General features: G+C 64.0%; 12 protein-coding genes. 5 read left to right on the top strand and 7 right to left on the bottom strand.

The window, feature by feature from the left end; all coding sequences use genetic code 11:
• Positions 1 to 45 precede the first annotated feature (45 nt).
• The 4 genes from FJ417_RS07385 to FJ417_RS07370 are packed head-to-tail and all read left to right on the top strand — an operon-like array spanning position 46 to position 3,103.
• A complete protein-coding gene (locus FJ417_RS07385; RefSeq protein ID WP_140782993.1) occupies positions 46 to 690 on the top strand; it encodes a thiamine diphosphokinase in 645 nt (214 codons plus the stop codon).
• A 1-nt stretch (position 691) separates the two neighbouring features.
• Positions 692 to 2,506 carry an ABC-F family ATP-binding cassette domain-containing protein gene (locus tag FJ417_RS07380; RefSeq protein WP_140782992.1) on the top strand — a complete coding sequence of 605 codons (1,815 nt, stop codon included), beginning with the start codon at positions 692 to 694 and terminating at the stop codon, positions 2,504 to 2,506.
• A 55-nt stretch (positions 2,507 to 2,561) separates the two neighbouring features.
• The gene (locus FJ417_RS07375; RefSeq protein WP_140645840.1) at positions 2,562 to 2,804 is read left to right on the top strand and encodes a type II toxin-antitoxin system CcdA family antitoxin; all 243 of its coding nucleotides are present in this window, start codon (positions 2,562 to 2,564) and stop codon (positions 2,802 to 2,804) included.
• On the top strand, positions 2,804 to 3,103 hold the full coding sequence (locus tag FJ417_RS07370; RefSeq protein WP_140645841.1) for a CcdB family protein: 300 nt from the start codon (positions 2,804 to 2,806) through the stop codon (positions 3,101 to 3,103). Before FJ417_RS07375 ends, FJ417_RS07370 begins: the two co-directional genes overlap by 1 nt.
• 27 nt (positions 3,104 to 3,130) lie before the next feature.
• Here the strand turns inward: FJ417_RS07370 and FJ417_RS07365 are convergent, their stop codons facing one another.
• Positions 3,131 to 4,927: a hypothetical protein gene (locus FJ417_RS07365; protein ID WP_140782991.1), complete on the bottom strand. Its 1,797-nt coding sequence runs from the start codon at positions 4,925 to 4,927 to the stop codon at positions 3,131 to 3,133.
• 69 nt (positions 4,928 to 4,996) lie between these two features.
• Positions 4,997 to 6,295, bottom strand: coding sequence for an adenylosuccinate synthase (locus FJ417_RS07360; protein WP_140645843.1), 1,299 nt, complete (start codon positions 6,293 to 6,295; stop codon positions 4,997 to 4,999).
• A gap of 320 nt (positions 6,296 to 6,615) precedes the next feature.
• Here FJ417_RS07360 and FJ417_RS07355 point away from each other — a divergent pair, with 320 nt between their 5' ends.
• Positions 6,616 to 7,515, top strand: coding sequence for a DMT family transporter (locus FJ417_RS07355; RefSeq protein ID WP_140782990.1), 900 nt, complete (start codon positions 6,616 to 6,618; stop codon positions 7,513 to 7,515).
• 108 nt (positions 7,516 to 7,623) lie between these two features.
• On the opposite strand, the gene serA is transcribed toward FJ417_RS07355, so the two are convergent.
• From serA to glmM, 5 genes are all read right to left on the bottom strand, one after another.
• Positions 7,624 to 9,225 carry a phosphoglycerate dehydrogenase gene (gene serA, locus FJ417_RS07350; RefSeq protein WP_140782989.1) on the bottom strand — a complete coding sequence of 534 codons (1,602 nt, stop codon included), beginning with the start codon at positions 9,223 to 9,225 and terminating at the stop codon, positions 7,624 to 7,626.
• A 65-nt stretch (positions 9,226 to 9,290) separates the two neighbouring features.
• The gene (locus FJ417_RS07345; RefSeq protein ID WP_140654944.1) at positions 9,291 to 10,466 is read right to left on the bottom strand and encodes a phosphoserine transaminase; all 1,176 of its coding nucleotides are present in this window, start codon (positions 10,464 to 10,466) and stop codon (positions 9,291 to 9,293) included.
• A gap of 194 nt (positions 10,467 to 10,660) precedes the next feature.
• Complete coding sequence (locus FJ417_RS07340) at positions 10,661 to 11,446, bottom strand: outer membrane protein (RefSeq protein ID WP_140782988.1); 786 nt, start codon at positions 11,444 to 11,446, stop codon at positions 10,661 to 10,663.
• Between the two features lie 201 nt (positions 11,447 to 11,647).
• Positions 11,648 to 12,481, bottom strand: a complete 834-nt coding sequence (locus FJ417_RS07335; protein ID WP_140782987.1) for an outer membrane protein — start codon at positions 12,479 to 12,481, stop codon at positions 11,648 to 11,650.
• A 219-nt stretch (positions 12,482 to 12,700) separates the two neighbouring features.
• On the bottom strand, positions 12,701 to 14,053 hold the full coding sequence (glmM, locus tag FJ417_RS07330; RefSeq protein WP_140654936.1) for a phosphoglucosamine mutase: 1,353 nt from the start codon (positions 14,051 to 14,053) through the stop codon (positions 12,701 to 12,703).
• Between the last annotated feature and the right edge of the window lie 330 nt (positions 14,054 to 14,383).

The raw sequence follows: 14,383 nt of genomic DNA, 5'->3' as shown, positions 1-14,383 counted from the left end.
CGTCCGGCTTCCGTTTCGCTTGGAGGGCTGGTAAGGGCCACGGCCATGGGCACATTCACCATCCTGCTTGGCGGCGAGCTTATTCGCACGCCCCGGCTCGAACGCCAGATCGAAGCTTCGCGCGTCATCGCCGCCGATGCCGGCATCGGCCATGCTCGCATGCTTGGACTGGTGCCGGAGCTGTGGGTCGGCGATTTCGACTCGGTGCCTGCCAATCTACCGGATGATCTCGCCGCCGTTCCGCGAAAAGTCTTCCCGGCCGAGAAGGACATGACCGATGGCGAGCTCGCCATAGCGGAAGCGCTTAAGCGTGGCGCCACCAGCCTGGTGCTGGCCGGCGCCTTCGGCGGCAAGCGCGCCGACCATGCTTTCTTGCACCTGGCGCTTGCGCTTCGGCTGGCAGAGGCCGGCACCGAGGTCTTGCTGACCAGCGGCGCGCAGGAAGGCGTTCCCATCCTGCCTGGCAAGGCCGGCTTCGACTATGACGACGGCACCTTGTTTTCGGTGCTCGGCTTCTCCGAGCTCGCCGGCCTGACGGTGACCGGCGCGAAATGGCCGCTCGACTGCGTCGAGGTGGCGTTCGGCTCCTCGCTCACTATATCAAACGAGGTCAAAGGGCGGCTCGGCATCGCGCTGGAGCGCGGCCGGGCGCTGCTTCTGGCCCACCCCTATCCTCTTCCAGAAAGCTAACATGGCGCCGCCACTCCTCAATCTCGACGGCATTAAACTGACCTTCGGCGGCACCCCGCTGCTGGACGGCACGGCGCTCAGCGCATCCGCAGGCGAGAAAATCGCGCTGGTCGGCCGCAACGGCTCTGGCAAGTCGACCCTGCTCAAGATCGCCGCCGGCATGATCGAGCCGCAGGACGGCGAGGTGTTTCGCCAGCCTTCGGCGACCGTCCGCTATCTGCCGCAGATGCCGGATATGGACGGCTTCGCCGACGTGCGCGCCTATGTCGAGGCGGGCCTCGGCCCGGCCGACGATCCGCATCGCGCCACCTATCTGATGGAGCATCTCGGCCTGACCGGCGAGGAGCGTCCGAACGATCTTTCCGGTGGCGAGGCGCGCCGCGCCGCGCTTGCCCGCGTCATGGCGCCGGAGCCCGATATCCTCCTGCTCGACGAGCCGACCAACCATCTCGACCTGTCGGTCATCGAATGGCTGGAAGAGGAGCTTGCCCGCACCTCCTCCGCCGTCATCCTGATCTCGCATGACCGCCGCTTCCTCGAGCGCGTCACGCGCGCTACCGTCTGGCTCGACCGCGGCCAGACGCGGCGGCTGGACAAGGGCTTTGCCCATTTCGAGGAATGGCGCGACCAGGTGCTGGAAGAAGAAGAGCGCGAGCAGCACAAGCTCGGCCGCCAGATCGTGCGCGAGGAGCACTGGCTGCGCTATGGCGTGACCGCCAGGCGAAAGCGCAACATGCGTCGCCTCGGCGAGTTGCAGACCATGCGCCAGCGCTTCCGCAGCCATCGCGGCGCCGAAGGCACTGCCACCATGGTGGCGAGCGATGCAGCCGAATCCGGCAAGCTGGTGGTCGAGGCCAAGGGCATCGACAAGAGCTTTGGCGAGCTCACCGTGGTCAAGGGTTTCTCGACCCGCATCCAGCGCGGCGACCGCGTCGGCCTGGTCGGCCCGAACGGCGCCGGCAAGACGACATTGTTGAAGATGCTGACCGGCGAGCTGGCGCCGGATGCCGGCACCGTGCGGCTCGGCGTCAATCTGGAGATCGCGACGCTCGACCAGAAGCGCGAGTCCGTCGACCCGGCCGAGACGCTGGCGCATTACCTCACCGACGGGCGCGGTGAGAACCTTGTTGTCAATGGCGAGCAGCGCCATGTCGTCTCCTACATGAAGGATTTCCTGTTCAAGCCGGAGCAGGCGCGCACGCCGGTGCGCGAGCTTTCCGGCGGCGAGCGCGCGCGCCTGCTTCTGGCCCGCGTGCTGGCGCGGCCGGCGAATTTGCTGGTGCTCGACGAGCCGACCAACGATCTCGACATGGAGACGCTGGAACTGCTGCAGGAACTGGTCGCGGGCTTTGCCGGAACCGTGATCCTGGTCAGCCACGACCGCGACTTCCTCGACCGCACCGTCACCAGCGTGATCGCGCCGGACGGCAACGGCCGCTGGATCGAATATGCCGGCGGCTATTCCGACATGCTGGCGCAGCGCGGCGGCTCGAAGCTGGAAGACCGCAAGGCGAGGTCGAAGGCCGAGGCGAGCGAGGCTGGATCGAAAGCCGAACAGGCAGCACCCAAAGGCCCCGCCAAAAAGCTCTCGTTCAAGCAGAAATTCGCATTGGACTCGCTGCCCAAGAAGATCGAGGCGGTGACGGCCTCGATCTCGCGGCTGGAGAACAACATCGCCGACCCGTCCTTCTACGAGCGCGACCCGGCCTCGTTCCAGAAGACCATTGCCGCGCTCGACAAGGAGCGCACGACGCTGGCCGCGCTCGAGGAAGAGTGGCTGGAACTGGAGATGCTACGGGAAGAGATGGAGGGATGAGCAGCTTGCTTGCACGCAGATATGCGCTTATTCTATGCGCATGAAGAGGTAGGCCATGCTCCATTCAACTGCAAAACCGCAACGCAAATCGGTCAACACCTCGATTGATTCCAGATTGATCGAGGAGGCCAAGGCATTGGGCATCAACATGTCCCGCGCTGCCGAGCAAGGGATCGCTAAGGCAATTTCTGCCGAGAAAACGCGTCGCTGGCAGGAAGAGAACAAGGAAGCGCTCGAAAGCTCCAACGAATATGTCAAACGCAACGGTCTGCCTTTAGCCAAGCACCGGCTGTTTTGATGGCCCGTTATGATTTCTATCGGAACGCAGGAAGCGACGGTTATCTCCTTGATGTCCAGTCCGACATACTGGAACACCTCGACACCAACGTCGTCGTTCCGCTTCTGCCGCCCAACATCGCACCGTTGCCGGCGCGCAGGCTAAATCCGATCTTCAGAATCGATGGCAAAGACCACGTGATGGTCACTCAATTCATTTCGGCTGTAATGGCTTCGGAATTGCGGGCGGCAGAAGGAAACCTCGCAAGACATCACGACGAGATCGTCGCCGCTCTCGACATGCTGTTTCAGGGCTTCTGAGCGGTAGCTCAAGACCGCCGCTGTTCCTCACCCCGACGTCTTCGCCGCCCAGGCCTTCAGCGCCTCGTCGAAAACCTTCTCGCCCGGGATGCCCTTTTCCATGGTGAGCAGCGCGCGGCGTCCGGTCTTGTAGACCACGGGCACGTCGATCCAGTCCTGGCCGCGAAGCAGCGTCAGGTTGGCGTCCTCGTCCGCCTTGGTGTCGTTGAGCGCGACGAGGAAGAAGCCGTCGGCGATCTTGGCCGGAATGCCGATCAGCGGGCTGCCGGCGTCCTGTTCGGAGCTCTTCATGGCGATGCGCAGGATGTTGTCGACGCCGCCGCCGTCAAACCCTTCCGGCGTCAGGAAGATCATCTCGACGATGTGGCTGGCCGGCAGCGTCTGGTCGGTGTTGCGCCGGATCGTCATGCGCAGCTGGATATTCTTGCCGGGGATCGTCGCCTCGGCGCGGATCGCCGGTTCGGGCGGCAGATCGCCGCCGGGCGATTCCTGCACCAGCGACCAGACGATGCTGCCGGGCTCGGCCGTGCCCTGCTGCGTGCTGGTGCGCTCCTCATAGAAGATCGCCTTCTGTCCTACCGGCACGGTCGCAGTCGTCGGCGCTGGCGCGGGCGGCGTCGTGCCTGCGGCCGGCGGCGTTGCTCCAGCCGCCGGTGGCGTGGTGCCAGCCGCGGGCGGCGTTGCCGCATCAGCCGCGGGCGGTGTTGTTCCGGCCGCTGGCGGCGTCGGATTGGCGGCGTCGGTCGGAGCCGGCGTTGCGGCAGGCGCCTCGGGCGTTTGCGTGGCCGGAACAGGCGGTGTCGTCACCGGCGCGGCCGGCGGCCGGGAGGTCAGCGCCGCGACGGATTCGCCTTCGCCGATCGTGGCCTGTCCGCCGGCCGGACCGGGATCGGTCTCCTTGCCCTCGGGTGTCAGGCGTTGCGTGAATTTGGTCGCGTCGGCCGGCTCGCTGGCGCTGGGCGCAGCCGGCGCGGCCGCCGTCTCCGTCGCCGGCTTGGCCGGAGCCGGCTTGACCAGCGGCTCGGTCGAGACCGTCTTGCTGCCACCGCCAAGGCCGAAGAGCGAGCCGAACGCATTCTTGTTCAGCCATATGCCGTAGCCGCCGCCGGCGAGCACCAACAGCGCGATGAGAGCGGCGATCAAGCCGCCATAGCTGCGCTTGCGTTCCTGCCGCTGTGGCCGCAGGCGCTGGAAGGTATCGGCCGCCGGCTGCTCGTCATTGGCAAAGACATCGCCGCCGTCATCGGCATCGTCCATGCCCGTCAGGCCTACATCGTCCTCGCGCGGCGACGGCATCGGCGGCGGCGCCTTCTGCCAGGCTGGTTCGGCCTTTGGCGCGATCTGCCAGTTCGGCTCCGTCCTTGCCGTGTTCTGCCACGCCGGCTCGGCTTTCACGGGGTTCTGCCGCGCGGGCTCCGCCTTCGGCGCACTTTGCCAGCTTGGTTCCGTCCTGGCGGGCGCGGGCGCCGGCCTGAACGGTTCGGATTTGAACGGATCCGGCTTGGCAGGCTCAGGGGCCGCCGGCTGGCGGGAATGGCTCGGCTGGTTCTTGTTGCGGTCGATGGAGGAGAAAATATGCTCCAGCTCCGCCAGCGGATCCTCGGCCGGAACGGGTTTGGCATATTCACGCTCGACGCTGGAGATGGCATCTTCCAGCGAGCGCTTCTGCTTGCTGACGACATCGGGCGCAAGCGGCGGGGAATACTCGGCGAGCTTCTTCGCCAGCACCGCGCGGGCACCGTCGTATATCTGTTTGCGCACCTCGAACGAAGGGTCCACCTTCTTGTCGATCTGCTTTTTCAGAACACTAACGAAATCTGCCATGCGTCAGGTGACCTGCATTCTTTTCCCGCCGGCCGCAAATCAGACGTAGCGCCGGGAAGGGCTGTGAAACTAGTCTTGAAACGGATCGGTCACAAGTATTGTGTCGTCCCGCTCGGGGCTGGTGGAGAGCAGCGCCACCGGGGCGCCGATCAGCTCCTCGATATGGCGGACATATTTGACGGCTTGCGCCGGCAGATCATTCCAGCTTCTGGCGCCGGCCGTGGTTCCCTTCCAGCCTTCGAGCGTCTCGTAGATGGGCTCGACCCGCGCTTGCGCGCCCTGGCTGGCCGGCAGGTAATCGATCGTCTCGCCATCGAGCCTGTAGCCCGTGCAGACCTTGATCTCGTCCAGCCCGTCGAGCACGTCGAGCTTGGTGAGAGCGATACCCTTGATGCCGTTGACGGCGACGGCCTGGCGCACCAGCACGGCGTCGAACCAGCCGCAGCGGCGCTTGCGGCCGGTGACCACGCCGAACTCATGGCCGCGCGTGCCGAGGAACTCGCCGATCTCGTTCTTCTGCTCGGTCGGGAACGGTCCCTCGCCGACGCGCGTCGTGTAGGCCTTGGTGATGCCGAGCACATAACCGATGACGCCGGGGCCCACGCCCGAGCCGGCAGCCGCCTGCCCGGCCACGGTGTTGGACGAGGTGACGAAGGGATAGGTACCGTGGTCGATGTCGAGCAGCGTGCCCTGCGCGCCCTCGAACAGGATGCGCTCGCCGGCGCGACGCTTGTCGTCGAGCACCTTCCAGACGCGGTCCATGTAGGGCAGGATCTCGGCGGCCACCGAGGTCAGCTCCTGCATGATCGCCTCATGCGTCGCTTCCGCATGGCCGAGCCCGCGGCGCAGCGCGTTGTGGTGCGTCAGCAGCCTGTCGACCTTCAAGGGAAGCGTTTCCAAATCCGCCAAATCCATCACCCGCACCGCGCGCCGTCCCACCTTGTCCTCATAGGCGGGGCCGATGCCGCGGCGGGTCGTGCCTATCTTGGTTCCGGAATTTGAGGCGGCGTCTTCGCGGAATCCGTCCAGCTCCCGGTGCAGCGACAGGATAAGCGCGGTGTTTTCGGCTATTTTCAGGCGCTCCGGCGTGACCTCCACGCCCTGCTCCTTGAGCTTCTTGGCTTCGGCGACGAAGGCATGCGGATCGAACACCACGCCATTGCCGATGATCGAAAGCTTGCCTTCCCGCACCACGCCCGAGGGCAGCAGCGACAGCTTGTAGACCTTGCCGTCGACGACCAGCGTATGGCCGGCATTGTGGCCGCCCTGGAAGCGCACGACCACATCGGCCCGTTCCGACAGCCAGTCGACGATCTTGCCCTTGCCTTCGTCGCCCCATTGCGAGCCGACGACCACCACATTGGCCATGTTCTTTTCCCTTGAAATGCCGCGCGGGCGGCCTGAAACGACAGGCCTCTATAGCGTCTAGCGCAGGCGGGCGCGACCCTTTCTTTGCCGCCGAAACCATCCTTGGAGCATGACCCCGAACCGAAGGTGAGCGAACCCAAAAAGCGGGAACCGGCTTTCGCAAGTGACCATGCCCCACACAGGAGTTGGATCAAAATGACGCCGCCGGCGAAACATCAACCTTATCCAGGCACAACAAATTCCGGCTTTCGCATCATTTACTTGCCGCCGCCTCCACTTTAGGCCGGGCTGAACCCTCGAACACCGAGGCCGGAACCTCCATGCACCGAGCCGCCTATCTGTTCCTTCTGTCGACCATGCTCCTGTGGGGCGGCAATTCGGTGGCGGGCAAGCTTGCCGTCGGCCATGTCTCGCCGATGACGCTGGTGTTCCTGCGCTGGGTGATGGCGGTGCTGATCCTGCTGCCCGTCGGCTGGCGGACGCTGCGTGAGGATTGGCCCGAAGTGCGCAGGCACTGGAGGTTGCTTGCCGGCCTCGGCGCCTGCGGCTTCACCATCTTCAACGTCATCTTCTACACGGCGCTCAACTACACGACCGCCATCAACGTCTCGATCGAGCAGGCGGCCATTCCGATCGTCATCATCCTTGCCAATTTCGTGCTGTTCAGGCTGCGCGTGCAGCCTCTGCAGGTCGTCGGCGTCGTCCTCACCATCGTCGGCGTCGCGCTGACCGCCAGCCACGGCGACCTCGGCCAGCTCTTGAAGCTCGATCTCAACCTCGGCGACGCCATCATGCTTGTCGCGGTGCTTTGCTACAGCCTCTATTCGGTGGGGCTGCGCCTCAAGCCGGCAATCCGCTGGCAGAGTTTCATGCTGGCGCTGTCGATCGCCGCGCTGCTGATCTCCGTGCCCTTCTTCGTCTGGGAGGTCGCATCTGGCCGCGTCATCGTGCCGGATGCGCGTGGATGGGCGCTCACGCTCTACACAGCGCTTGGCGCCTCGGTCGTCTCGCAGGTCCTCTACATCAAGGGCAACGAATTGATCGGCGCCAACCGCGCCGGGCTGTTCATCAACCTGGTGCCGATCTTCGGCACGCTGCTTTCGGTGCTGATCGTCGGCGAGCAGTTTCAGGCCTATCAGGCTTTCGCGCTGGCGCTTGTCCTCGGCGGCATTGCACTTGCCGAGTACAGCGGCAGCCGAGCAGCGCTGCAGACGGGATGATGTCTCAAATCATGCGCCAAGCAGCCGCCGGGTGACGGCCATATCATAAATTAGCGGCCCGCCTGCTGCTGCAGGCGGGGCATTTCATGTCGGACGATGGATGATCGGCTACTCGACACCGACGTCGAAGCGAAGCCGCTTCGCCGAGTCGATCGACTTGTGCGCGCGCACCTGCTCCAGCACTTTTTCCGGGAAGGGCGCGTCGAGATAAAGCAGCGCGATCGCATCGCCGCCCGGCCGGTTGCGGCCGAGCTGGAAGTTGGCGATGTTGACGCCGTTCTCGCCGCACACCGTGCCGAGCAGGCCGATGATGCCGGGCGCGTCGGCATTGGTGGTGTAGAGCATGTGCTGGCCGACCTCGGCGTCGAGATTGATGCCCTTGATCTGGATGAAGCGCGGCTTGCCGTCGGAGAAGCAGGTGCCGGCGATCGAGCGCGTCCTGTGCTCGGTCTTGACGGTGAGCTTGATATAGCCGTCGAACACACCCGACTTGTCGCGCTTGACCTCGGCAACGATGATGCCGCGCTCCTTCACCATGATCGGCGCCGACACCATGTTGACGTCGGAGACCTGCGGCCGGATGAGGCCGGCAAGGGCGGCGCTCACCAGCGCGCGCGTGTTCATCGTCGCGGTCGAGCCGTCGAACAGGATCTCGACCTCCTTGATCGGATCCTCGGTGACCTGGCCGACAAAGGCGCCGAGCACTTCGGCGAGCTTGACGAAAGGCTTCAGCCGCGGCGCCTCCTCGGCGCTGATCGAAGGCATGTTGATGGCGTTGGAGACCGCGCCCTTGATCAGGTAGTCGCTCATCTGCTCGGCGACCTGCAGCGCGACATTTTCCTGCGCCTCGGTGGTCGAGGCGCCGAGATGCGGGGTCGCCACGACATTATCCATGCCGAACAGCGCGTTCTGCTCGGCCGGCTCGACCTCGAACACGTCGATGCCGGCGCCCGCCACCTTGCCGCTCTTCAGCGCCGCGACCAGGTCCGCCTCGACGACCAGCCCGCCGCGGGCGCAATTGATGATGCGCACGCCGTCTTTCATCTTGGCGATCGCAGCCGCATCGATGATGTTGCGCGTCTTGTCGGTCAGCGGCGTGTGCAAGGTGATGAAGTCGGCGCGGGCGAAGAGCTCGTCGAGCTCGACCTTCTGGACGCCGAGCTCCTCGGCGCGGCTGTCCGACAGGAACGGGTCGAAGGCAATCACATGCATCTTCAGGCCGACGCCGCGCGTGGCGACGATCGAGCCGATATTGCCGCAGCCGATCACGCCCAGCGTCTTGCTGGTGATCTCGACACCCATGAAGCGGTTCTTTTCCCACTTGCCGGAATGGGTCGAGGCATTGGCTTCCGGTATCTGTCGCGCCAGCGCGAAGATCATCGCCACCGCATGCTCGGCCGTGGTGATCGAATTGCCGAAGGGCGTGTTCATCACGATGATGCCCTTGCGGCTGGCGGCCGGGATGTCGACATTGTCGACGCCGATGCCGGCGCGTCCGACGACCTTGAGCCTGCCGGCGGCATTGATCAGTTTCTCGGTGACCTTGGTCGCCGAGCGGATGGCGAGGCCGTCATACTGGCCGATCACCTCAAGCAGCTTTTCCTTGTCCTTGCCGAGGTCGGGCAAGTAGTCGACCTCGATGCCGCGATCCTTGAAGATCTGCACAGCGGTGGTGGAAAGTTTATCCGAAACGAGAACGCGGGGCGCCATCACGGCCTCCTTGAAGGGGATTGGATGTGTCGGAAAATGGTGGCGGCCGGAGGCCGCCACGGATTTCAGGCCGCTGCCTTGAGCGACGCCTTTTGCGTGGCGAAGGCCCAGTCGAGCCAGGGCAGCAACGCTTCGAGATCGGCGGTCTCGACGGTGGCGCCGCACCAGATGCGCAGGCCGGGCGGCGCGTCGCGGTAGGAGCCGATGTCGTAGGCGACGCCCTCCTTGTCGAGCGAAGACACGATACCCTTGGCGAAGGCCGCCTGCCCGTCCGCATCGAGCGCCGCCACTTGCGCGTCGGTGAACGAAAGGCACACGGACGTGTTCGAGCGCGTCGCCGGATCGACGGCGAGGTGGCCAAGCCACGCCGACTTGTCGGCGAACCGGTTGAGCACCGCGGCATTGGCGTCCGCGCGGGCAATCAGCGCCTCGAGCCCGCCGATCGACTTCGCCCAGTGGAGCGCGTCGAGATAATCCTCGACGCACAGCATCGACGGCGTGTTGATGGTCTCGCCCTTGAAGATGCCCTCGATCAGCTTGCCGCCGGAGGTCAAGCGGAAGATCTTCGGCAGCGGCCAGGCCGGCTTGTAGGTCTCCAGCCGGGCGACGGCGCGCGGGCTGAGGATCAGCATGCCATGCGCGCCCTCGCCGCCCAGCACCTTCTGCCAGGAAAAGGTGATAACATCGAGCTTTTCGAAATCGAGCCGCTGCGCGAAGGCGGCCGACGTCGCGTCGCAAATGGTCAAGCCCTTGCGGTTCGTAGGAATGAAATCGCCATTCGGCACGCGCACGCCCGAGGTCGTGCCGTTCCAGGTGAAAACCACGTCGCGGTCGAAGTCGATCTGGGTCAGGTCGGGCAGTTCGCCGTAGCCGGCCTCGATCTTGCGCATGTCGGCGAGCTTCAGCTGCTTGACGACATCGGTCACCCAGCCGGAGCCGAAACTTTCCCAGGCGACCATGTCGACGCCGCGCTCGCCGAGCAGCGACCACAGCGCCATCTCGACCGCGCCGGTATCCGACGCCGGCACGATGCCGATGCGGTAGTCCGCCGGAACCTTGAGGATTTCGCGCGTCAGCTCGATTGCCTGCTCGAGCTTGCTTTTGCCGATCTTGGCGCGGTGAGAGCGCCCGAGCGCGGCAGCTTTGAGCGCCTCGACCGACCAGCCGGGGCGTTTTGCACAAGGACCTGAAGAGAAATTGGGGTTTGCCGGACGGAGTCCGGGCTTGGTAAGCGTCGTCATCGTGGTCTATCCTTCCAGATAGTGGCCCCTCGTTGGGGAGGGGTGGCCCACGGACGGCGATATGCGCTTAGACCTTCGGCGTCAAGAACAAAGTTTTTGTCGCTGTCAGGATATTCCCTTCGACTGATGCTCGATCCGAAACGAAAACGGCGGGCCTTCAGGACCCGCCGTCGAAACCTCTGCGCCTACTCCGCTCACCAGAGATCGTAACGCAGCCCAAGCTTGATCTGATGGTTGCTGATGCCTTTGTGGACTGGGAAGGAATTCAGGCTTGCGGCCGTAACATATTCGGCGTCGGGCGCGGAGAAATACTGATAGCCAAGATCGATCAGAACATTCTTCGAGACCTGGTAGGCAAGGCCCGCATTCAATGTGTACGCCAAGGAATATTTCGTTTTGCTGCTGCGCTGAGAGAAGTCGTCGCTTGCGTCACCGTTGTCGGTGAAATAATCCGCCGAAAGACTGTATTTGCTTTGAACGATGCCGATACCTGCGCCAACATAGGGCGTGACGCCGACATATGTGCCAAGGTCGACATAGCCATTCAATATGCCTGAGAAGGCATAGTTCTTGAGGCTTCCGGCTCCCACGGTCGCCGTTGCCGGCGCCACCACGGTCGCTGTGTCGTCATAGCTGAAGCTGGCTTTGTTGCCGGGCAGGTAGCCGAGGTTTAGATCGGCGCGGAGATAGTCATTGAAATGATACCCGAAGCCGACGCTCGCGAAATAGGCGTCCTCGCTCTCGCTGAAGCTTGTGCTGGCGATCGCTGACGGGAAGGTGAAATCCCCGTTTTTGAAGCTCTTCTGCGGCAGATAGGCGACATCGCCGCGCAGGTACCAGCCCGAGCCGACCTCGACCGGCTGGTAGTCCGGCGCCTGGTCGGCATAGACCGGCGGATCGTAGTCCGCCGCCAGCCCCGGCGTCATCGGCAACAGGATGGTTGCGGCAAGCGCTGACGCGATACGCGATCTGGATATCATGGTCCCCGGCTCCCGAAATTGGCGCCAGCCGCGAACGCGGACGCCGTTTCAAGGAGCCATTGTTAACCATAGTGGTTAAGTGGCGGTTAAGGATAACAGCCGGTTACCGAATTGATTTCGATCGGATTTTAGCGGTCATAAAAGGCGAAAGCCGCCCGGCTGGCGCCGGGCGGCTGACGAATTTCGGGATAATGAAGACGATTACTTGGTGTAGATCGGTTCCGGTTCCGGCTGGTAGGCCACCGGAGCGGCGCAGCCATTGTTGCCGCCGAACTGGTAGCGCAGGCCGCCGCGCACCTCGTGGGTGTTGATGCCGCGATCGAAGCCCGGTCCGGCGCTGCTCGCATCCCAGTCGAACATGCGGCCGCCCTGGATATGGGTGAAGCGGTAGCCCGCGTCGAGGATCACCCTGTCGGTCAGGCAGTAGGACGCGCCGGCCATGAGAGCATAGGCGAAGCGCCAGTTGGAAGAGCCGGGATTGGTCTCCGTGGTATTCGGATCATGGACCGTGTCCCACTTGACGTGCGCGCCGCCGATGCCGGCGCCGACATAGGGCGTGACGCCGTGCCAGGTGCCGATATCGACATAGGCATTGGCCAAGAGCAGCAGGGCGCTCATGCTCGACACTTCGGTCGAGGTCGAGACGAGGTCCGAGGTCTGGCCATTGAAGTCCGACTTGAACCAGTAGTCCGCGGTCACGTCCGTGCGAAAATAATCGTTGATCTTGTAGCCGACGCCGCCGCCGAGCGAGAAGCCGCCCTTGAGCTTGCCGAAATCGAAGCTCTTGCTGCCGGGCGTGACCGAGCAGTTACAAGGATCGACAGCGTAGGTCATGTAGTCGATGCCGCGCACGGTCGACTTGTGATAGTCGATGTCGCCGCGGATGTACCAGCCGCCGACATCGATCGGCTGCTGTTCGACGACCGGCGGCGGCGCCTCTTCGATTTGCGGTTCGGGGAGGTCGGCCGCGAAGAGCGGTCCGGCCAAGCCCGCGAACAGCGCGGCAAGCAATGCCATTCTTGCTGTTTTGAACATTCTGTCACCCCTAAGAAGCCTCGGGACGACATCGCCCGAAGATGATTGACCTCGGGTGTGGATAATGAATTGCAAAGGTTAAAAGCCGTTTAACCGTACCGATTAACCACGAATCTATACAATTTTAGAGGGAACCCCGTTGTCCGAATGACCCGCTCGGCGACGAAAAAGCCCGCCTGACGGCGGGCTTGAAGACCTTGTGAAACCCGGCGGCCGGCTTCAGGCGGCGCTGCGGGTTTCCTGCAGGATGCCGACAATGTCGTTAACGACCGCTTCGACCAGCTGCGGATCGTCGCCCTCGGCCATGACGCGGATGAGCGGCTCGGTGCCCGAGGGCCGGATGACGAGGCGGCCGGACGTGCCGAGCCGGTTGCGCCCTTCCTCGATCGCCGCCTTGACCGGCGCTTCCTCCAGCGGCTTGCCGCCCGAGATGCGGACATTCTTCAGCAGCTGCGGCACCGGCTCGAACTTCTTCGACAGCTCGCTGACCGGGCGGTTCTGCCGCTTGATGCAGGCCAGCACCTGCAGCGCCGAGACGAGGCCGTCGCCGGTGGTCGAGAAATCGGAAAGCACGATATGGCCGGACTGCTCGCCGCCGACATTCAAGCCGTGCGCGCGCATATGCTCGACCACGTAGCGGTCGCCGACCTTGGTCCGGTGCAGCTGCAGCTTCATGTCGCCGAGGAAGCGCTCCAGGCCGAGATTGGACATCACGGTGGAGACGACGCCGCCGCCGGCCAACCTTCCGCTCTGGTGCCAGGATTCGGCGATCAGCGCCATGATCTGGTCGCCGTCGACGATCGCGCCGTTCTCGTCGACGATGACGACGCGGTCGGCGTCGCCGTCGAGCGCGATGCCGATGTCGGCGCGCACCTCGTGCACCTTCTTCTGCAGGCCGGCCGGATGGGTCGAGCCGCATTCCTTGTTGATGTTGAAGCCGTTCGGCTCGACATTGATCGCCACCACCTCGGCGCCGAGTTCCCACAGCGCCTCGGGCGCCACCTTGTAGGCTGCGCCGTTCGCGCAGTCGACGACGATCCGCAGGCCCGAAAGCGACATCGAGCGCGGCAGCGTGCGCTTGGCGAATTCGATATAGCGATCATGCACGCCGTCGACGCGCTTGGCCCGGCCGAGCCCGTCGGAATCGGCGAGCGCCAGCTCGATGTCCTTGTCGAGCATGCCTTCGATGCGCTCCTCGATCTCGTCGGAGAGCTTGTATCCGTCGGGACCGAAGAGCTTGATGCCGTTGTCGTAGTAAGGATTGTGCGAGGCCGAGATCATCACGCCGATGTCGGCGCGCAATGAGCGCACCAGCATCGCGACCGCGGGCGTCGGTATGGGACCGAGCAGGAACACGTCCATGCCGGCGGCGCACAGGCCCGCCACCATCGCGTTCTCGATCATGTAGCCGGAAAGCCGCGTGTCCTTGCCGAGCACGACGCGATGACGATGATTGCCGCGCTGGAAGGAGAGCCCGGCGGCCATGCCGACGCGCATGGCGACCTCGGCCGTCATCGGAAATTTGTTGGCGCGTCCGCGGATACCGTCGGTGCCGAAATACTGACCTGCCATGTGCCTTACAGTCCCCGTCGGTTCTTCAGCCGCCCGTATTGCCACAATTGGGGCCGCATCCGATCATCAAATTTCGTGATTATATATTACCAATCCTTAGAAAAACATTGTCGCGGGCGGCGCAAGTGATTCGGCAGCCTATCACCACCTTTGACTTGGCGGCGCTACACCTGCCCGTGCGAGGCTCTTCGGCGCCCTATCCACCGGCAAAGCTTGACTGGCGGCGAACCGGCAAGCAATTCATCACCTTATCGGGAGCAACACACTTTGTGACGGTGCCCATGCCGGAAGCATCTGGCGCAACCGGACATTGAGAGTTATTGATTTTGG

The organism is Mesorhizobium sp. B3-1-7 (assembly GCF_006439385.1).
Lineage (GTDB): Bacteria > Pseudomonadota > Alphaproteobacteria > Rhizobiales > Rhizobiaceae > Mesorhizobium.
The sequence above is the reverse complement of the archived record's forward strand: the minus strand, read 5'-3'. Positions and strand labels throughout refer to the sequence as shown.

Coding starts and splice junctions, on each gene's coding strand:
- FJ417_RS07335 (WP_140782987.1), bottom strand. CDS start 12,481: ATGTTCAAAACAGCAAGAATGGCATTGCTTGCCGCGCTGTTCGCGGGC.
- FJ417_RS07345 (WP_140654944.1), bottom strand. CDS start 10,466: ATGACGACGCTTACCAAGCCCGGACTCCGTCCGGCAAACCCCAATTTC.
- glmM (WP_140654936.1), bottom strand. CDS start 14,053: ATGGCAGGTCAGTATTTCGGCACCGACGGTATCCGCGGACGCGCCAAC.
- FJ417_RS07380 (WP_140782992.1), top strand. CDS start 692: ATGGCGCCGCCACTCCTCAATCTCGACGGCATTAAACTGACCTTCGGC.
- FJ417_RS07355 (WP_140782990.1), top strand. CDS start 6,616: ATGCACCGAGCCGCCTATCTGTTCCTTCTGTCGACCATGCTCCTGTGG.
- FJ417_RS07340 (WP_140782988.1), bottom strand. CDS start 11,446: ATGATATCCAGATCGCGTATCGCGTCAGCGCTTGCCGCAACCATCCTG.
- FJ417_RS07385 (WP_140782993.1), top strand. CDS start 46: ATGGGCACATTCACCATCCTGCTTGGCGGCGAGCTTATTCGCACGCCC.
- FJ417_RS07360 (WP_140645843.1), bottom strand. CDS start 6,295: ATGGCCAATGTGGTGGTCGTCGGCTCGCAATGGGGCGACGAAGGCAAG.
- FJ417_RS07365 (WP_140782991.1), bottom strand. CDS start 4,927: ATGGCAGATTTCGTTAGTGTTCTGAAAAAGCAGATCGACAAGAAGGTG.
- FJ417_RS07375 (WP_140645840.1), top strand. CDS start 2,562: ATGCTCCATTCAACTGCAAAACCGCAACGCAAATCGGTCAACACCTCG.
- FJ417_RS07370 (WP_140645841.1), top strand. CDS start 2,804: ATGGCCCGTTATGATTTCTATCGGAACGCAGGAAGCGACGGTTATCTC.
- serA (WP_140782989.1), bottom strand. CDS start 9,225: ATGGCGCCCCGCGTTCTCGTTTCGGATAAACTTTCCACCACCGCTGTG.